A 20,836-nucleotide genomic window follows, 5' to 3' on the forward strand; every position below is an offset into this window, starting at 1 on the left:
TATCTCTATCCTTTTGGCGTAGTTATTTTCGTCATATTGGTATTCCACAATCTATTTTTGTTTTCAGCATACTGGGTGCTGTAAATCAGGGGCGGTAGCGTGGACAAACCAGATTAAATTTTTGGACAACAACAGATGGCTCGTAGTGGTTTCGAAGTACAAAAAGCTGCCGTTAACGCTTTGTTTCTAAGGGAAATTAAAACCAGATTTGGCAAGTATCGGCTGGGTTATCTTTGGGCGGCGCTAGAGCCTATGGCTCACATGCTCATGCTACTAGGCATTTTCGGCTACATTATGCAGCGTACCATGCCAGATATTTCCTTCCCGGTTTTTCTGATTAATGGGATTGTTCCCTACTTCGTATTCATTAATATCAGTAACCGGTCGATTGGTGCTATAGAAGCCAACCAAGGCTTATTTAACTATCGCCCGGTAAGGCCGATAGACACCATCATTGCCCGCGCTGTTTTAGAATCATTAATTTATGCGGTAGTTTACATCTTACTGATGGCGATCGTCGGCCTGCTTGGCGAGGAGTTTGAAGTCATTAACCTTATTTCGCTGGTTCTGGTCTGGTTAATGCTAATCATTTTCTCCTGCGGCGTCGGTCTAAGTTTTATGGTGATAGGAAAAACCTTCCCCGAAACCGAGAAGTTTCTACCCATTCTGTTAAAGCCGCTCTACTTTATTTCCTGCATTATGTTTCCGCTCCATTCAATTCCAAAGGATTACTGGCCGTACTTACTGTGGAATCCGTTAGTTCATGTCGTTGAGCTATGTCGTGAAGCCGTCGTTCCGGGTTATGTCAGCGAAGGTGCCAACTTATACTATCTGGCCTTCTGTACGTTGGTCAGTCTATTTGTTGGGCTTGTGTTGTACCGTAACGGTGAAGAGGCGATGCTAACCTCATGATCAGAATTGAAAATCTAACCAAATCTTATCGTACCCCTGCTGGGCGCCATTATGTTTTTAAAAATCTGCATGTCGAGTTCCCTGCCAATAAAAGTGTGGCCCTAATTGGTCGCAATGGTTCAGGTAAATCAACGTTATTACGGGTTATCGGTGGTATCGACCGGCCTGATAGCGGCAAAGTTATTACCGATAAAACGATCTCCTGGCCGGTAGGACTGGCAGGTGGATTTCAGGGGAGTTTGACCGGGCGTGAAAATGTTAAGTTTGTCGCCCGCCTGTATGCAGCAGAGCGTGAATTACGAGAGAAAGTGGCCTTTGTTGAAGAGTTCGCCGAACTCGGCAAATACTTTGATATGCCAATCAAAACCTACTCTTCTGGCATGAAATCCCGCCTGGGTTTTGGCCTGAGTATGGCATTTAAGTTTGATTACTATCTGGTGGACGAAGTCACCGCTGTAGGTGATGCGCGCTTTAAACAAAAATGTGCAGACCTGTTCAAATCCCGCCACCAGGAATCAAGCTTTCTTATGGTTTCCCATAGCCTCGGTTCACTGAAAGAGTTCTGCGATGCCGCGCTATTTATTGGCCGAGATAATCAGGTGAAATATTTCGAGTCAGTGGATGAAGCGATTGCGGTTTATAAAGTGGATGAAGGGATATAGTTTTCTTGTTAAAAAATACAAATTAAAGTTATTATAAAACCACTAAATAACAAAGATAATTTATATATTTATTAATTTAGTATAAATAGATATGTCATTGAGGAAACCATACGTCACAGAACAATAAACATCCTGATACAGATAATTATTTTGAAACTGGAAGTAGATGAAAAAATTGTCATTACTCATTTCTGAATAAAAGCGTTAGTAATCTCCATCTAACTATTATACTTAATGTCATACGAAGTGCATCTGTTCACAATATACTAAACTAAAATAAGATTGGAATTACTTACTATAGAACTCTATCGTTCATATTATTTAATCTAACAGAGAGTCTATCCTGTTAGTTATGTAAGTTAAGGAATGGGGATTATTTATCAAGTAGTTAGCACACTGGTATTATTATCTATAAAGTTAGAATTATATAATAACAAATGAAAGCATCCAGTTAACCTCAAGGCAAATTAATATTATTTAAATTAAAGTGGAAAATAATATGAACATACTGTTTTACATAAACCCATTTATCGTTAGAGGTAATCCATCTTTTTATGAAGGTGCAATTCAAAAAAAACTAATAAAACAAGCGAGAAATTTAATAACTAATGGTAATGATGTCAGTTTTTTAGTTAACGAAATTGATAGTGCATCTTTAAAAGAAAATCTTCCTGAGGCAACAGTCTATACAATAACGCAGCAGCAAATTTATACTTATACTGGTACATTAAATAACATCGAAATTGACCTCTATAAAAAAAATAAAAATAAGGAGGTTAATTTAATAGATTTAATGTCTAAGGTATTACCAGATGATATTGATACAATAATATGTTGGGAAACACCCGGGAACTTTTTACGAAAGATTTATCCTAGAGCAACACTTATTCATGAGATGCCAGGTTTTTTAAGCCGAGTACCTTATCCAGAATTATTTATTTTAGATGTAAATGGTTTATTTAATGAGTCCTGTCTAAATCAGGATGTAAGCTATTATAATAATCAGGATGAAAGGGGGCATAATTTAATTAACTACATCAGAAATGAGCTGTTAACATTCATTTCTGATAATAATCCTTTCGATAAGTCAGAACTTGACCCTTTGTTCAAATTTGACAAACTAATATTACTTCCGTTACAGGTCACTGACCAATATGCATTTTTATCTGAGAGTGGTTACCAATCTCAGATGGCTTTATTAATTGATGTTTTAATGCAAACACCTTTAAATATAGGTGTTGTTGTGACGCAATATACTACAGCATCAACCTCTGACACTGTAATTAATCCATCTAACTTTAAAAGGTTAAAAGAATTATACCCAAATTTAATTTGGGATGCGAGATTTAGTAAGTTAGATAACATTAGTCAATATCTATTGGCTAGTGTCGATGCAGTCGCAACCGTCTCTTCATCGATTGGAATGCAAGCTCTTTTGTGGAAAAAACCATTAATCTCATTGAGAGACAACTATTTATCAAAAATCGCAAGTTATAAAAACATTAAAGATTATGTAGCGTCAAATAACTCCGTAAATGATATTTTAAATGATAAAATCCTTTCATGGTGCCTAACGTATCACCAACCTTTGGCTTCATTAGTGTTAAATTCACCATCATTTTTAAATAATTGGTTATTATCAATAAAAGAAAATAACAATAAGCTCCCTAATTTATTTGAATTAGTTAATAATTACGAAGATGAGTTTATTTCCTTAAGCAAAAAAGATCTTTCAGAGAGTATTTTACGTCGTAGCTTCCCATCGAAAAATAATTCAAAATTATCAGATTCATTTAAAAATGAAATAATTGAAAAAAAACCCAAATTGATATCATTTGATATATTTGACACTTTAATAGATCGCGTTATAGAACAGCCATCACATCTATTTAAAATGATGGAAGATACTGTTGATAAAATAACCAATGGTTCATTATCAAATTTCCAAATTGTACGTCAGAGTGCAGAAAGAAGGTTACGTGAAAAAATAGTAGCTGAACAAAAACAGGAAATAACACTAAACGAAATTTACATTGAAATATCTAGTGTTTGTAACTTGTCTTTAGAGCAATGTGAGGAAATAAAAAAATGTGAGATTGAAAATGAAGTTAGTGTTTTGAAGAGAAGAGAATCTGGTTGGAAGTTATTTAATATTGCAAAACAATCAGGTGCAAAGGTAATTTTAATTAGTGATATGTATTTACCTGAATACGTTATTTTAAAAATGCTCAAAAAGGCAGGCTATGAACAAAATATCACACTTTATCTGTCTTCGACTATTGGCCTCAGAAAACATGAAGGAGATCTTTTCCGCTATGTTTTCGAAAATGAAAATATAGCTTATGAACAGTGGTTGCATGTAGGTGATAATCCACATGGAGATATATCTAAACCCCGTGAATTTGGAATTAATACTTACCAAATTAAAAGTGCATTTCGTATAGTTGAGAGTAATAAAAAGCTATTTCCTATATTGAAAGAAGATCGTAGGGCCAGAAGTAACGCAGAATCAGCTATTTATGGATTAATACAGCGTAAATATTTTGATAATCCCTATAATGTATTCCCAGCAGACACTCACTTCGGTGGAAACTCTTTAGCCTTGGGATATATGGGATTAGCTCCTGTACTATTTGGTTTTTTACAGTGGACGATGACACAGGCTAAAATGGATGGCATCCACAAGTTACTATTCTTGTCGAGAGATGGAAAAGTTCTTTGGCGTATGGCGAAAATTCTATTTCCCTCCTCCGAGGGCTGGCCAGAAATAGATTATGCAATGAGCTCTCGAAGAGCTGCAAGGGTTGCATCTATTTATAATATAAATGATATATCTAAACTGGTTGATTCATCCATTGCAACAACCACCCTTGATTCATTTTTCTTTGGTAAGTTTGGTATTAGTCTTGATCCTAGCGATGATTATACTAAATTTGGTTTTTCTGCATATGATGCAAGAGTCACTCAAAATGAAAGAGCGAGTTTACGGGAACTTGCATATCATTTGTCTGCTGAGATCCTTGACAATGCTTCCTTAGAACGTGATCTGCTAGCAGCTCATTATCTAGAACTTGGGGTTAATTCTACGTCTAAAATAGGGGTGGTAGATATTGGTTACGCTGGTACGATGCAAGTCGCAATGGAGAGAATAACCAAAGCAAAAAATATTAATGGATATTACTACATAACGTTTGATACAGCATTAGAATCGATAAATAAAACAGGGGCCATGAGAGGTTATGCTGGGGATTTTGTTAAACGAACGATTCATCATGATTTAATTTGCAGAAATGGTTTTTTATTTGAGACATTATTCTGTAGTTCCGACTCGACATTTGTTTGTTTTAAGAAAAACTCTAATGGTAATATAGTTTCGCAATTTAATACATCCCCATCAGATAATATTAGACAAACTATTGTTGAAAGAGCCCATGACGCTGCGGTTGTTTTTGCGAAAGACCTTAGAGAGCACTTTCTAAGAAATCTACATGAATTTCATATCAACGCAACAACAGCCTCGAGATTACTATCAGACTTTATAATGAATCCTAGTGGTCGAGATGCCGAAATTTTTGAAGGATGTATTTTCGATGATAATTTCTCAGGAAGTAAGAATAGATACATTGTGCCTCCAAGAAAGCTAATAACTATAGGAAAGTATAAAATCTCCGATGTTGTTTGGAAAGAAGGAACGGCAGTATTTGCAAGGAGACCAGACTTGTTTTCTAAAGAAATTAGAAATAAAAAAACCATAAAGACATCCTATTCATCTCACCATAAAGATAATATTATCCCAAAGAAGAATGGACTCCTATTTAAGATTGAATCATCTTTATTTAAATTACTAATGAAAAAATCACGTAAAAGAGAAAAGTATATTGAGAATAGAAAAATGTTTTTTTCTGACTCCAAACGTATTCCATTAGTAATATACTGGAAAGTATTTGGGAATAAAATATAGATACGGTTGGAGTGGTTACGACCACTCCTTTTTGTTAGGTAAATAACATTGATAAATGTCTTATTATATGTAACTAATAACTTATATCTCAGTATTCTTTCGACCTGACCTGACCTGACCTGACCTGACCTTTAAATTATATTATCATCTAATCGGTGGGAGAACTACTCTTGATAAGATATTTACCTAGGAAGAACTCTCAAGTACTTTTAAATAATGTTATAAACAATCTAATCCTTAAGTATTCCACATAGCTTTGGCTCTTTGGTAGATTATTGTACTATTGCATTAGTAATTATAAGAAAAAATAATTATTTTTTTGATGATGTGATAAATGTTATCTATTTTATAAATAAGAAGAGTATATATAATCTCAAAATATTTTTGGAAAAAAAATGGAAAGCCAATACATAAAAATAATTTCAGTTAACAAGTCACTTCCTACTGTCATTGCATTTTCCTCAGTAAATACTGAAGCAGGTAAATTTAAACCCTATAGCATATTATTAGCATCAGAGATTAATATTATTTTTGTTAATGACTTTGGAAATAGGTGGTACCAAAATGGAATAAAAGGGTTATCGGAATCTCCAGAAACTACAGCAATAGAACTGGTCAAAATAGGAAGAAAAATCGGAAATGGTAAAGTTATAACTTTCGGTACTTCTATGGGGGCATATGGTGCATTATTGTATTGTAGTCTTGGTGGTGCTGATGGCTGTCTGGCATTTGGAGTTGAACCAGAATTGGGGTTACCTGCAAGTAGAAGCAAGCAATATATTTTAAAAAACATAAAAAAAACCCACCCTAATTTAAGTCCTATATTAACAAATAACACTTCAAAATTAATTCTATTTTCTTCAGAGATGGATGAAATAGATTTAATGAGTGCCTATAGGATGGCAACAAATAATATTCCTAACATAAGGAATATTATTTTATGTGGTATGGATCATCCTTCAGTACAGATTTTTCACATGGATAATACAATTGGTAAGCTAATCAAGGATTTTGCAGATACTTTAGAAATACACCTTCCTATTCCAAGAGAAAGCTCAATCACCCCTAATTCAAAGTTAATTCCCAAATTATACGACTCCGTAAAACTTAAAAAAGAAAACAATTATAATGCATGGCTATCATCATTAGAGGAAATTAATAAAGAGTTCCCTAAAACTGCAATAGTCCTATCAAAGTTGGGAGAAGCAAGATTAAAAAATAATGATGATACTGGTGCCATCAGTGCTTGGAAACAATGTATTAAAATATGTGATTATCAATTTGAAGCGCACGCTAAGCTAGGTGCAATTCAAAGACTAAAAGGGAAATTGGATGATGCATATCATAATCTAACAAAAGCCATATCAATAAACCCTTTTGGTGCTCATACTTATCATACTTTAGGTCTTCTCTTTCAAGATAAAAAAAACTATCCAATGGCTGAGATAAATTTCAGAACAGCCACAAAAATAAACCCTGGAAATAAATCATTTAAAGATTCTCTAAAAAGATTTATAACCGAAGATATAAAAAGAAAACAAGAAGAAATAAAACTTATATCTAATGAGTAATTATAATAAAATATATCATTTCAACCAAAACACTTGATCTAGGGCGGACGTATCGTTTTAAGTGAATTTTTTATATTGAGTTACTGTTTTATATCAATTTATAGTATAGGTTAATAATTAACATTTCTAATAAGCTATTACTAATGCCAGTACTGAGAGAAATATCACTATTACTACAATATGCTCTTTCTGATCTTAACTGTTGTTCTGATCTATACTCCCTGCTAGAAAGATATTCAATTTTTGGAAATACTTAGCTGAGTGGTTACAAAAGCATCCTACATGTGAAATGTGAAATGTGAAATGTGAAATGTGAAATGTGAAATGTGAAATGTGAAATTATCGATAGGTACTGTATTGTCCTAATGATTAGTACATTAGATATATATTTACTAGTCCAGATCTTTCCTTGTGTGATTAATGAACAACACAGAATTTCCTTACTTTTATTGCCATAATGCTAGCAATATAGCCATGTGGCTATAAGAGACCATAACCTCACTCACTCACCCTATTCCCCACCCCCTCATCTTTAATATCTACCTGAGTACCAATAAATTTATTCCCTTCCAGCACATTGTTATTGGCATAATCCGCAAAGTACTGACCAGAGTTATCTTTGGCTTTATCACCACAATCAAAACCAGAGAGATCTCTGCTTTGGCGGGAAGCTAGCCAAATGCCGACCTGCTCGTCGGTAAAAGTGTTATTGCGGATAATATTGTTGTCGCTGTGTTGCCAGCGGATAACCGACTTTCCACTACTGTAATGCTCGCCGCAGTTCTTATACAAAAACACACCACCCGCACCATTGCCTTCAAATAGATTTCCCTCGATCAGATTATTGGCAGATGAATCCACCGCTAATCCTTCTCGCTTGCCCCGTCCAAAACTCTCGTGACCATTATTCACTATACGGTTATTAATAATCCGGTTGTAACGTGATGAGTGTTCCAGATATATTCCCGACATATAAGACTGCTGAACAGTAGAATTACTGAGTGTGGAGTCTGTCACGTAGTCATCAAAATAGATGCCCACTCGCCCACTGCCGGTCACTACCACCGCGTCGATAAGAATAGCCGTCGGCGTTCGGTGATAATTAATCTGGTGATCGGTGCTAAGTTGATTAGCCGGAATATTAGAGGTAATGCGGATACCACTGCGACTAAAGTTGCGGATATGGCAATTTTTGATGCTGATATTTTTCAGTGGGCTGCCTTTGCTATTGACCATTATGCCAAAGGGCAGATGATTATCCCCTTCCAGCGTAGCCCCTTGACAGTCGAGATGAGTATTACTGTGCGATATCAGTAGGGATTGACGATAAATACAGTGCGGCTGCAAACCGATATTCCCTTGTAACTCGGTAGCATCAGGCAAATAGCATGGCAGTTGAGCAGCTTGTGAAGATAAAGTGAATGAGATGGCTAAGGTTAATATTAACCCGAGGCGACAACGCAACAACAATCGGGAAATGGTTACAGCAGTGTTATCTGTATTATTTATCGGCATTAGCAATAATCATTTCTCCGCCCCATCCTGAAAAGTATCCCCAAAACTCACTAAACCGGGATCCGGTAATATTCGTCTTTATATTCGGTCTTTACCATAGGTATCAGTTCAAGCTGATTATCACCATAATAAACCGCGTTAATCTGGGTGTTTCTCAGTATATACAACCGGAATTTTTTGAATAACTTCATATCGGGCTTAAAATCAGACTGCCAAAACTGATTAAGGTGTCCCTGAAACGTTAACCCTTTCATGTCATACAGGGCGTTTCCCATCACGATCAACGGTTTATTATGGATCAGTGCTGATAACCCGGCAGTGCTATTAATCGTTACCACCGCCTTGGCGTGAGTCAGTAATTCCGGCATTGGCAAGTCATGCACATATTTGATGCGCTCACTGATGTTGTACTGCTTACCCAGTTTACGGATTAATGGCCCGTACAGGCGATGCCCCCGGTCCATAGGGTGATGTTTGATAACTAACCACTGGTCGCTACAAGCTTTTTTTGAGAATGAATACATCACGTCATTGATGTAATCACGCACGTCATTGTACGGGCTGTGGTTGCGAATCTGGCTATCATTGTAGACCTGTAAAACCACCAGATGGTAGCGCTGGTCAAGCTCGCCTTGTAGTTGGTTCAATACTTTTCGTTGCAAGAATCGATACCATTGTTTACGCGCGGCAGCACGTATCCAGCAACGTGCTTCGTACCACGGCGAGAAGGATTTATGGTGACGATATTGCGGGAATTGATGGCGGTAAAACCAGCCAGCCAGATAATAACCTATACAGCGGCGCACCCGCAGACTAAAGCACGATGTCAGTTTTTTGGCGACCGGAGCTTTAATTTCTGGCAACTTACGGTAAAAATCAGGATTACGTGGCAAGGCGGAAAACGCATTCACCCCGCCCTCTTCGAGGGTAATAAAATGCGGGCGAAGATATCCCTCCTCAAACGCCAGAAAACGCACCCCTTTGGTTTGCGCCCAGAGCCTGGCAACTTGGTGTAGCGGGCGGCAATCACCAAAACACAAAATAGTGTCGAAGTGGTAATCTTGCCAGGTATCTTTCAACCAGGTGGGGAACTCTTTCGGCGTCTGCCTGAACACCAAATAGTCACGCTTACGGCAATAAAACTTGTCACCGCCGTTGAATACCACGTTCACCGCTTCGCACCCCTGAGATTCAAGCCACTCAGCGGTATCACTGAAATAAGGTCCCATCGGGCCTTGTAACAGTAGGTACTTCTTCCCAGCAAGAAGTGTTGTCAGTGCACGGCAATCTGTAAGCATAAACACGTCACCATTATTATTTAACAGACTGATTTATAAATTCATTGTCACTTTAGTTAACATGAGCAGTTTTCTATAATTACGCATAATCCTGCCCGATTTTTTTTTGCTAAATTGCATTTCAGCACGTGGCTGAGCCGCCAAAATGTCTAACGCCCGTTCTGCGGTTATTGCTTCGCGCCGGAGGGGGTCAACATAGGTCGGATAAGCGATCAACGCCTGATATACCAAGTCATCGAGCTTCAATGTGCGGTACCGGCGCGGTGAACGATGTTCATCCTGTGTCAGCCCCCAACCGGCATAAAAGGGTATGCCGTAGCAAAATACCTGCTTCCCATGCAGCAGCGCTTCAAAACCGGAAAGCGACGTCAAGGTATGCAACTCATCCGCTGCCTGAATGCACTGGATGATGTCGGCATCCTGCGCCTGAGTGTTAGCCCAACGCGCAATATCAGCCGCAGGAATATGCCCTTGCCGGTTGCCAACCAACACGTCCGGGTGCGGCTTATAAATAATGAAAGCGTCCGGGTTACGCTGGCGCACCGTTTTCAGCAGTTCACTATTGGTACGAATACTGATAGTTCCGGTCAAAATGGATGCATCATCCTCCACTTGACCTGACACCAGCAGAATACGTTTGCCACTGGCTTGCGGCGGCACACTGAATGGCGCACCAATGTTGTATTTACTGATTTTGTCACTGACCAATCGCTGGCGAAGCTTTGCGGCCCGCACTCGCTGTAGGTCGGTTAACTGGCTGCTGTTGAGTAACGACTCAAGATCACTTGGCCGGGTGGCATCGTAGTAAATACCGCTTTTATCCAACACCAGCGACAGCGGCGGATGCAAGTCAGAACCCAGCCCAGATGAACGTATAAACCCATCCTCCATACGCCATACCGGTACTTTTTGCGACTGAGCCTTTGCTTGCCAGCGCTGTTCGCCTTTATTGCCCCACACCACACAGGCTGTATTCGATGTTTTACCTTCTCTGAAAGAGACGTTGTTCAGTGTGGTTTTTAAAAAAAGTAAAAAAATGCTGCGTTTCCAAAGTGTTAACCCTGGTGCCCATAACTGCCCCTGGCGTTGTAGTTGATGGTTTTTTTGCATCAACAGGCCGTCTAACACAGCAAATAATGTCGCCGGCTGGCCACTACAGGGATCGATATAACGGCTGTAGCGCAAATAGGCGGCGCTGAATAAATCCAACAAACTGGCCTGCCCACGTCGTGCCGATAACCCATCAGCTTGCGGGTGGCGATCGTCAGTCAATCCCCAACCGGCATACCAGGGTTGACCAAATACAGTGACGGATTTACCCGCCAGCAGTGCTTCAAAACCATATTGCGAGGTCACCACATACACACGACTGACCTGGCGCAATAACGACTGCGGGCTGACATTTTCTGCCAGCAACTTAATGCGTGGATTTTTTGGTATTGCTCTGAAGTAGCCGGCTTTCTTGCCCTGTAAAACATCGGGATGAATTTTCAGCCAAACCTCAGCCTGTGGATTTTCATTCAGCGCGGCATCCAACATTGCCTCAAAGTCTGCCGCATCGGCATTGCCGTATTTAACCGCCATGTCACCAAAAGTCTGGTCCACGACCAATACCGCGTCACCCTGCGCAGGCGCGCCGCTGAATGCCGGAGCCAGGTTATATTTCGACAGGTCAGCATCAACAATCAACTGCATTGCCTCATGCGCATCAGCATAAAGTGGCTGGTTGCCGGCCCGGTCAAGAATCAGCCTTTCCAGCGAGCTTGGCCGGCTGGCGTCGTAATAGATACCCTGAGTATCCACCACCATCGACAGTGGCGGGCAACCTGACACGCCCAACCCCAACGAGCGGATAAAACCGTCTTCAAGACGAACAACAGGCAAGCTGGAAGCTCGCGCCAACGCAACCGCTTTATCACCACTTGGACGATGGCCCCACACCGCCACCGCACTTATCTGCGGTGGAATTGAGCGCAACGATGAAAGCTTGCAGCAGGGTTCAGCCAGAAAGTTTTCCAGATGCTCGATACGATAAATCCCTGCCGAAAAGATGCCTATCATCAGAGTGTTAGCACCACTTTAGCTGCAACTGCCAACTGGTAAAGAATGGTCGAAATTCCCCGCGTCACTTCAATGTTCTTCGATTCAAACTTCGGTAATACCATCAGTTCGTCACCCGGTTGTAGCGTTTTGACGTCTTCAGCATTCAGTGCTTCACCATTCTGTTTAATCAGAATGACTTTGGTGTTACTGGCTTTTTGCGTGTAACCGCCAACCTTGGTAATGTAATCATCCGGGCTAAGACCTTTCTGCCAACTCACCGCATTCGGGAACATCACTTCGCCATGGATCATGACCAGCGAGGTCTTTTCAGGGATCTTAATCATGTCACCGTCTTCCAGAATCACCTGATCAAGATTACTTTCGTTGAGCACTACTTCACCCTTAGGTACCACGTTGCGGGCTTTGGTAACAAAGCGACTGATAAGCTGCGCTTCTTGCATTCGCAGACGAGCCTCTTCTGAAGTGGAAGACTGTGCTGATAAAGAGGCTTCTTCGAGTTTTTGCAGTGACAGGTCAAGCATCTCTTTCTGACGCAGCGCGACCGAGCGGCGATACAGTTGGATCGAGTCCATTTGCGACATGCTATTAGGGCGGATTTTTGCCAGAACCTGACGCATAGTCGCACCATAAGGCAGTACCATGGCATGCTCGCCGGAATGTGCCCCTTCGATCCGAACCTGAATGGTTCCTGAGTAGCGATCAGTGCTGATAATCAGCTTATCGCCATCTTGTAATGAACGCCCCGGTGCAGAGCTAAGTGGATAGTATTCACTGCGCTTAATCGTACCCTGCTGGCGGATAATGGTCATATGTGTGGCCCCTGGTTTAGGGCGCGCCCAACTCAGCGCTTCACTCACTGGAATCGTGCTGTTGCGGAATTCAAAGTCATAGCTGTTGAACACTTCGCCTTCGACACTGAAAGTGTGCTGGCGTGGGCCGACTACGATGGTATCGCCGTCAGCAAACTGTGATAGCCCCAAATTGCCGTTGAGGAGAAAGTCGTACAAATTAACCTGTGAGCGCACGCGGTTACCGCGTTTGATGCTGATATCCACATAGCTGCCTCTCTGAGTATCGACACCACCGGCTTTACTGAGATAGGAGAGTAACGAGTCAGATGCCACCCCGCCGTACAATCCGGGGTTATTAACGTAACCGGTGACAAACACTTTGACCGGCTGGGCCTGTAATAAAGAGGCGTAGACATTCACATTCGACTGATAGACCTGTTTGACTTTGGCAGTCACCACACTGTTGATCTGGCTATTCGGGATGCCAACTACTTTCAGCGGGCCAACGTTTGGCAAGAAGATATTGCCTTTCGGGTCCACACTCAGCGCACCTTCAAAGTTAAATGCGCCCCATAACCGTACCTGAATCTGATCCCCCAAACTCACTACGTAGTTTGGATTGAAACCGATACTGGAACCACTATCTGCCGCCGAGACCGAGGTAAAGAGTTGCGCGCCAAACATCCGACTCATCACCACCGGGATCACCGGAGGGGGGGTATCGTCAAACTGGCTATCGCTATAAGGTCTCTGGCTTTGACCTGAAATAATCGACGGTAACGGTGCGGCCCCGGTCATATTTGGATCGGCATTCAGATCAACGGCCTGAGCGGGTGTTGCCTGTATGGCAATAATCAGAAGAACAGATTTCAATAATTTCATAGCATGCTCTGAGTTACTGCCTGCGGTGTCATTCCGACAAGCTAGAAATAGCGTTAAAACGGCGTCAATCTTTATGATCGTCAACCACCGCCAGCAATAATTTGACAGTACCAAAAAGTAAGCAACATACCAGTAACCAACTGATAAGCAGATACAAACTGTTGGGGAACTTTGACTCCTGCGGTAGCTGAGGAGAGCTGATCACTGACAACATTTTCAGTTTTCTTGCCGCATCAACACGGGTTTTTTCAATCGATGTCAGGGTCAATTTGTAGATATCAGTATCGAACTGTACCTTGGCTTTAATCTCTTCAAAATCTACCGCCATACGGTTCAATTTGTGACCATCGGGCGCAGTAATTTTGCTTTTTTCATTATCAATCTGGCTGGAGAGCGACTTGAGTGCGTTCTTCGCACTGATGACCTGAGGTGCATCTTCACGGAGAAAAGTCAGTAGGTTACGCAATTCCGCTTCCATCTGAATACGTTGGCTAACCAAGGTATTAATCAACGTAGTGGCAGCCAAAGCCTGAGCTTCAGGGTCAAGAATATTATTGCTGTTCTGGTAAGTGAGTAGTTCGGTTTTGCTGCTATTCAAACGAACGCGTGCTTCCTGCATTTCGTTTTCGGCAAACAGCAACTGCTCGCGGGCAATGCGGTGTGAGATCTCATTGATAAATCTTTCGGATTCTTTCAAAACAGCCTGATTGAACCGTTGAGCAAATTCAGGCGAGAATCCTTGAGTACCAATGGTGAGCAAACCGGTTTTGTCATCGTAAGAAACGGAGATACGGTTACGGTAATAATTAAGGAATTGCTCGCGAGTGGCACTATCTGACAAATGATAGAAAAAATCCCAACCGCTATGGCCGAATGCCTGACGAAAATCGAGCTGTTTATCCAAGACCGCCAACATATCAGGAGAATTAATATATTCCTTCAGATATAAGGCATCTTCCGCAGAACTAGGGTTGCCAGCCCCCATCAGCAAAGCGACATTCAGATTACTGCCATTGATATCGTTGGAATGTTTGATGGCGACTTTAGATTCACTGAGATAGCGTGATTGGCTAAAAATTAACAAGTAGAGAATCAGCAGCAACATCGGTATCAGAATCATAACCTTACCTAAATGGCGCTGTAGCTTAGACAGAGTTAAGTGTGACATGCGCACGCGCTTCAACATATCACCTGGCCAAGCCGACTTTATTTTTTCAATAAACATGGGTTTCATCATTTGTTATTTGCGCGGGCATTTCCCCATCACGTCTAATGCAATCATCAACAGAAAATTCGAGTAATAAAATGATCATTACCCAGCTCAGGTAAATTAAATTCGTCGATCGTCCGTATCATGTTCAATCAACACATGTCGCAACATACGACTAGCCCAGAGGAATAAGCCCACATTGGGCTAAAATACAGACGTTTTGCCAGCAAAACTCTAAATGAAGGGGTAAATCAATAAAAATTGCGGCTACAACACTGTTGATAATTATAATTTACATTTAACGAGTTTTAATAAATATTACAACCCGTTAACTTGCTAAAATCAGTGAAATAAATACTCACATAACTAAAAATCAAATAAAATCTATATGTAATTCCAATAGAAAATATAAGAAAAATACGAACAGCAGCAGTATAGGAAGAATAGACAGCTAACACCAATTGGTTAAATGTTACAGAATGTAACCATTGATAGCCAAATAAATTAGATATAGTCAGTTGATTTATAAGAAATTTCTCAAAATTAAATTAAAATACCCTTATAACTCATGCCTGTAAAAAACTCACATTCAAATTCACCACGGAATCAATGAAGCTAATTGTACGAATATTCCTACAATATTTATTCTAACAATGTGACGTGAATTAACTCTATTAGCAAAGCAGGCTTGTACTAATAGCCACAGTTGATTGCATAAATTTCATTTACCACTAGATAGCATCTAGCAGACAATTTGCTTACAGGGAAAGGACAGCTACGGGGTTCTGAGGCTTTTAAATATGATTAATTATAAATCAAAATCTCTGGCACCAAAAATCCGCTCAGTTTTATAATTTATAGGTGCAAAACTATAAAAGTGAAGTATTGAGAGGAAGGCAAAATATCATATCAACCCCATCTGATAGCGCGATCAGATAGGGTTGATACGTAACGCTCGGCCTACTTAATCAAAAACACCTGTCGACAAGTATCGGTCACCACGGTCACAAATAATCGCCACGATCACCGCTGCGGGGTTCTGTGCCGCCACCCGCAGCGCGCCGGCAACCGCACCGCCAGAACTGACACCACAAAAAATGCCCTCTTCCGTGGCCAGCCTTCGTGTCGTTTCCTCTGCTTCGTACTGGGAGATATCCAGTACCTGATCAACCAACTCCGGGCGGAAAATCCCCGGCATGTATCCCGGTGACCAACGGCGGATACCGGGAATACTACTTCCTTCAGCGGGTTGCAGGCCGATAATGGTAACTTGCGGGTTTTGGCTTTTCAGATATTGGCTAACGCCGGTAATCGTCCCGGTAGTTCCCATGCTGGACACAAAATGGCTCACTTTACCCGCGGTTTGTTGCCATATTTCTGGCCCGGTACCGCTGAAATGTGCGTAGGGGTTATCGCTGTTATTGAACTGATCCAACACCTTACCCTGCCCTTCAGCCTGCATCCTTAGCGCTTCATCGCGCGCCCCTTCCATTCCTTGCTCACGACTCACCAGAATTAACTCCGCACCGTAGGCACGCATTGCGGCCTGCCGCTCTTGACTCATATTTTCCGGCATCAGTAGCTTTAGCTTATAGCCCTTCATCGCCGCGATCATCGCCAGCGCAATACCAGTATTACCACTGGTCGCCTCGATCAACACATCACCCGGAGCTATTTCTCCACGTAATTCTGCCTGCCGGATCATGGTCAGTGCCGCACGGTCTTTGACCGAGCCTGCCGGATTATTGCCTTCCAATTTGACCCAAATCTGCGCATCCAGCCCTTGGCTTAAACGTTGCAGTTTGACGAGTGGGGTGTTGCCGATGCATTGTTCGAGGGTTGTCACTGTAAATACCTATTAAATACCCTTCTTCCTTGAAGCGGCAGCTATGTTCACTGCTCTCACGAACCCGAATCACTTACTTATGTAAGCTCATCGGGATTCGCTCGTTAGCTGCCTTGCTGCCACTCCAATGACGTTGGGTATAATTCTATGTTTACCAAAAGAAGAAAAACTTATCAGGCGCTTTGGGCTAAAGCAATGGGTTGTAATAATTGGTCGCCAGAATATAAGCGTGCATTTAACCCGCCCACATAATAACGGTTACCGCGCACCGGAGCGTCAATTTCGCCTTCCGGCAGTACCACACTGATAGGATCCTGATGCCAACCAATAGGTTGCACCGTCAGTTGCCAGAAGTGACCACGCGGGCTAACTTCAAGCACTTGGACCGGCAGTGGGCAACGATCACTGGCGTGTGTATTGACCTCCATCTCCCACGGACGCAGGAATAAATCAACACTGCCCTGATGCATTGGGGCCAAATCCAGCGGCCAGTGGTGCGCGCCAATATAGAGTTGTGAGCCTCGAATCTCTCCACTCAAGCGATTAACTTCGCCCAGGAATTCCAGCACAAAGCGGGTCGCAGGGTAGCGCCACACTTCATCTGGCGTCCCGACCTGCTCGATATTACCCTGGCTCATCACCACCACCCGATCAGCAACTTCCATGGCTTCTTCCTGATCATGAGTGACGAAGACGCTGGTAAATTTCAACTCTTCATGTAACTGGCGCAACCAGCGACGTAGCTCTTTACGCACCTGTGCATCCAGCGCACCGAATGGCTCATCCAGCAACAGAATTTGCGGCTCAACGGCCAACGCCCGCGCCAGGGCCACACGCTGTTTCTGTCCACCAGAAAGTTGTGATGGGTAACGGCTGGCAAGATGACCTAATTGCACCATCTCCAACAGTTGCTCCACCTTCTGTTTGATAGCTGCCGCATTCGGCCGCTCACGGCGCGGTAACACCGTCAAACCAAATGCAATGTTATCGAATACTGTCATATGGCGGAACAAGGCGTAATGCTGAAAAACGAACCCGACACGTCGATCACGGGCATGCAGGCGGCTAACGTCAGTGCCATGGAAACTTAAACGTCCGGCGTTCTGGTTCTCCAGCCCGGCAATAATGCGCAGAAGGGTCGTTTTCCCCGAACCAGAAGGACCAAGCAAAGCCACCATCTGGCCAGAAGGAATATCAAGCCGGATGTCATTTAGTACCTTGGTGCGACCAAAATACTTGCTGATATTATCAATCTCAATGCTCATGCTTTTGCTCCTGTTCGAGACGAACAACCTGACGCGCTAAGCGCCATTGCAGGCCGCTTTTCAGAAAAAGGGTCAATATTGCCATCAGGGTCAGTAACGCGGCGGCGGTAAATGCCCCGGCAGTATTGTAATCCTGATGCAACAACTCAACTTGCAGTGGCAAGGTATAGGTTTCGCCACGAATAGAACCGGATACCACAGAGACTGCCCCGAACTCGCCAATGGCGCGGGCATTGGTCAACACCACGCCATACAACAATGCCCAGCGAATGTTCGGTAACGTTATCCGGCGGAACATCTGCCAGCCGGATGCACCCAGTAATACTGCGGCTTCATCTTCCTGGCTGCCCTGACTCATCATCACCGGCACCAGTTCACGCACCACAAATGGGCAGGTGACGAAAATGGTGACCAACACCATACCGGGCCACGAGAACATCAATTGAATGTCGTGAGAATCTAACCAGCCCCCCACCACACCATTTGAACCGTAAAACAGCAGGTACATCAGGCCGGCGACTACCGGTGAGACCGCAAACGGAATATCAATTAGGGTCATCAATAGCTGGCGACCGGGAAATACAAACCGCGTCACCAACCATGCCAGTACCACACCAAACACCAAATTAACCGGCACCGTAATCAGTGCCACCAGCACAGTCAGCCAAATGGCATGCAACATGTCCGGGTCTAATAAATTCTGCCCGACCACCGCTATCCCTTTGGAAAAAGCAGTGATAAAGATCCACACCATCGGGATCACTAACAGTAAAAATGAGAACACCGCACCGATGGCGATCAGGGTCCATTTGCCCCAATTGATTGGTGGGCGGGCTACGCCGTTAAATTCAGTGATATCAGCCATCAGTGCCCGCCTATCCGCCGACCAAAGCGGCTTTGTAACGTGTTAATACCAAACAGCAATACCAATGAAACGGCCAGAATAACGGAGGCAATGGCACTGGCAGCCGGGTAATCAAATTCTTGTAGTCGGATGAAGATCATCAGCGAGGTCACTTCGGTCTTCCAGGCAATGTTACCGGCGATAAAGATAACTGCGCCAAACTCCCCCAGACTGCGGGTAAAGGATAAAGCAGTGCCTGCCAGTAATGCCGGAGCCAGTTCTGGCATCACCACCAGCCGGAAGCTCTGCCAACGGCTGGCGCCGAGAGTTTCCGCGGCTTCTTCATATTCGGGACCCAATTCTTCCAACACCGGTTGTACTGTGCGCACCACAAACGGCAAGCTGGTAAACGCCATCGCCACGGCAATCCCCAACCAGGTAAAGGAGACTTTAATCCCCAGTTCGTTCAACCAGGCACCGTACCAACCGGTGGTCGAAAATAGCGTTGCTAATGTCAGACCCGCCACCGCCGTGGGTAAGGCGAACGGCAAATCCATCAAACCATCCAACAAACTACGGCCGGGGAACTGATAGCGGGTCAGAATCCACGCCATCAACATACCGAAAACCGCATTAAATACGCTGGCGACGCCTGCGGCCAGTAAGGTCACTTTATAAGCAGCAACCACTTGGGGGTTAGTAATCACCTCCCAGTACTGTGCCCAACTCATCTGTGCAACCTGCATGACTAACGCGCTGAGCGGTAATAATAAGATCAGGCAGGTGTAAAGCAGGCTGCTCCCGAGACTGAGGGTAAATCCGGGCAGAACCCGTTTACTGGATGCCGACAACATTACTGATGCCCTTGCGCTAACAATTTATCCAGCACGCCGCCAGTCACGAAATGGGTACTCATCACCTGCGGCCAGCTACCGAATTGATCTTCAACACGGAATAGTTTGGTTTGTGGGAATTGGGACTTGGCCGCTTCCATTGCCGCTTTGTCGTAAACCCGATAATTAAAGCTGGTGATCACTTGCTGTGCTGGCGGACTGTAGAGATAGTTGAGATAAGCTTTAGCCGCTTTCTCAGTGCCATTCTTCTCGACATTTTTATCCACCCAGGCAACCGGGAATTCAGCCAAAATATCTACCGGCGGGACAATTACTTCGTATTTATCACTGCCGTACTCTTTACGGATATTGTTAACTTCCGATTCAAAACTGATCAGCACATCACCCAACCCGCGTTCAACGAAGGTAGTGGTAGCACCACGGCCACCAGTATCAAACACCACTACATTGGTCAGGAAACGCTTCATCCAGTCGCGGGTTTTAGCCTCATCCTTACCATTCGCTTGTTGGGTAGCACCCCATGCCGCCAGATAGGTGTAACGGCCATTACCGGAAGTTTTTGGATTCGGGAACACCAGTTTGACGTCTTCACGCACCAGATCATCCCAATTGTGGATATTCTTTGGATTACCCTTACGTACCAGGAATGCCATGGTGGAATAAAACGGTGAGCTGTTATTAGGTAACCGCGCCTGCCAGTCGGCCGGGATCAGATTGCCCCGGTCATGTAGGATCTGCACATCGGTGACTTGGTTATAAGTCACCACATCTGCTTTCAAGCCCTGTAAGATAGCCAGTGCCTGTTTAGACGACCCAGCATGAGATTGTTTGATGGTCAGCTTGTCGCCGGGATTTTGCTGCTCCCACTGTTGCTGGAAGCCGGGATTGAGGGCCGTGAATAACTCGCGGGAAACATCATAAGAGCTGTTAAGCAACTCAGTGGCAGAGGCAGTTGCACTGGCGAAAATTAACGCGCTTAATAAGGCAACACGGTGCCATCCTTTACGCGTACCGTTCTTCACTGAAGTCTGTTTCATGCTGCACCTTATTCACTGAGTTCATCCGACAGGCATGTCATTAAATGTGAACAGTGCCTTTAATATCTTCAGTGTATTTATAACTAGGTGCATACCTATAATGCTTTTATATACCGTTTAGTGA

14 protein-coding genes are annotated in these 20,836 nt (G+C 43.1%); 4 read left to right on the top strand and 10 right to left on the bottom strand.

Annotated features, from left to right (window positions below):
- Positions 1 to 135: 135 nt before the first annotated feature.
- The 4 genes from Q2T71_RS14750 to Q2T71_RS14765 all read left to right on the top strand — a co-directional run bounded on the left by Q2T71_RS14750 (position 136) and on the right by Q2T71_RS14765 (position 7,106).
- On the top strand, positions 136 to 912 hold the full coding sequence (locus tag Q2T71_RS14750) for an ABC transporter permease (RefSeq protein WP_083163420.1): 777 nt from the start codon (positions 136 to 138) through the stop codon (positions 910 to 912).
- Positions 909 to 1,574, top strand: a complete 666-nt coding sequence (locus Q2T71_RS14755; protein ID WP_372559584.1) for an ABC transporter ATP-binding protein — start codon at positions 909 to 911, stop codon at positions 1,572 to 1,574. Before Q2T71_RS14750 ends, Q2T71_RS14755 begins: the two co-directional genes overlap by 4 nt.
- A 499-nt stretch (positions 1,575 to 2,073) precedes the next feature.
- Complete coding sequence (locus tag Q2T71_RS14760) at positions 2,074 to 5,535, top strand: HAD-IA family hydrolase (protein ID WP_372559585.1); 3,462 nt, start codon at positions 2,074 to 2,076, stop codon at positions 5,533 to 5,535.
- Positions 5,536 to 5,930: 395 nt separating this feature from the next.
- Positions 5,931 to 7,106, top strand: coding sequence for a tetratricopeptide repeat protein (locus Q2T71_RS14765; RefSeq protein WP_372559586.1), 1,176 nt, complete (start codon positions 5,931 to 5,933; stop codon positions 7,104 to 7,106).
- A gap of 498 nt (positions 7,107 to 7,604) precedes the next feature.
- On the opposite strand, the gene Q2T71_RS14770 is transcribed toward Q2T71_RS14765, so the two are convergent.
- The 10 genes from Q2T71_RS14770 to Q2T71_RS14815 form a co-directional block, all read right to left on the bottom strand.
- Positions 7,605 to 8,621 (bottom strand): right-handed parallel beta-helix repeat-containing protein, encoded by a 1,017-nt coding sequence (locus tag Q2T71_RS14770; RefSeq protein ID WP_372559587.1) that lies wholly within the window; start codon positions 8,619 to 8,621, stop codon positions 7,605 to 7,607.
- 50 nt (positions 8,622 to 8,671) lie between these two features.
- Complete coding sequence (locus Q2T71_RS14775) at positions 8,672 to 9,919, bottom strand: capsule biosynthesis protein (RefSeq protein ID WP_372559588.1); 1,248 nt, start codon at positions 9,917 to 9,919, stop codon at positions 8,672 to 8,674.
- A 33-nt stretch (positions 9,920 to 9,952) separates the two neighbouring features.
- Positions 9,953 to 11,980, bottom strand: a complete 2,028-nt coding sequence (locus tag Q2T71_RS14780) for a capsular polysaccharide biosynthesis protein (RefSeq protein WP_372559589.1) — start codon at positions 11,978 to 11,980, stop codon at positions 9,953 to 9,955.
- The gene (locus Q2T71_RS14785; protein ID WP_372559590.1) at positions 11,980 to 13,656 is read right to left on the bottom strand and encodes a polysaccharide biosynthesis/export family protein; all 1,677 of its coding nucleotides are present in this window, start codon (positions 13,654 to 13,656) and stop codon (positions 11,980 to 11,982) included. Before Q2T71_RS14785 ends, Q2T71_RS14780 begins: the two co-directional genes overlap by 1 nt.
- Before the next feature lie 64 nt (positions 13,657 to 13,720).
- Positions 13,721 to 14,893 carry a capsule biosynthesis protein gene (locus tag Q2T71_RS14790; protein ID WP_372559591.1) on the bottom strand — a complete coding sequence of 391 codons (1,173 nt, stop codon included), beginning with the start codon at positions 14,891 to 14,893 and terminating at the stop codon, positions 13,721 to 13,723.
- 937 nt (positions 14,894 to 15,830) lie between these two features.
- Positions 15,831 to 16,712 carry a cysteine synthase CysM gene (cysM, locus tag Q2T71_RS14795; protein WP_372559592.1) on the bottom strand — a complete coding sequence of 294 codons (882 nt, stop codon included), beginning with the start codon at positions 16,710 to 16,712 and terminating at the stop codon, positions 15,831 to 15,833.
- Positions 16,713 to 16,885: 173 nt separating this feature from the next.
- Complete coding sequence (gene cysA / locus Q2T71_RS14800) at positions 16,886 to 17,977, bottom strand: sulfate/thiosulfate ABC transporter ATP-binding protein CysA (RefSeq protein WP_083163403.1); 1,092 nt, start codon at positions 17,975 to 17,977, stop codon at positions 16,886 to 16,888.
- A complete protein-coding gene (gene cysW / locus Q2T71_RS14805; protein ID WP_372559593.1) occupies positions 17,967 to 18,842 on the bottom strand; it encodes a sulfate/thiosulfate ABC transporter permease CysW in 876 nt (291 codons plus the stop codon). Before cysW ends, cysA begins: the two co-directional genes overlap by 11 nt.
- The gene (cysT, locus tag Q2T71_RS14810; RefSeq protein ID WP_372559594.1) at positions 18,842 to 19,675 is read right to left on the bottom strand and encodes a sulfate/thiosulfate ABC transporter permease CysT; all 834 of its coding nucleotides are present in this window, start codon (positions 19,673 to 19,675) and stop codon (positions 18,842 to 18,844) included. The genes cysW and cysT overlap by 1 nt, the downstream gene beginning before the upstream one ends.
- Positions 19,675 to 20,712 carry a sulfate ABC transporter substrate-binding protein gene (locus Q2T71_RS14815; protein WP_372559595.1) on the bottom strand — a complete coding sequence of 346 codons (1,038 nt, stop codon included), beginning with the start codon at positions 20,710 to 20,712 and terminating at the stop codon, positions 19,675 to 19,677. The genes cysT and Q2T71_RS14815 overlap by 1 nt, the downstream gene beginning before the upstream one ends.
- Between the last annotated feature and the right edge of the window lie 124 nt (positions 20,713 to 20,836).

The organism is Yersinia sp. 1652 StPb PI (assembly GCF_041538345.1).
Taxonomy (GTDB): Bacteria; Pseudomonadota; Gammaproteobacteria; order Enterobacterales; family Enterobacteriaceae; genus Yersinia; species Yersinia enterocolitica_E.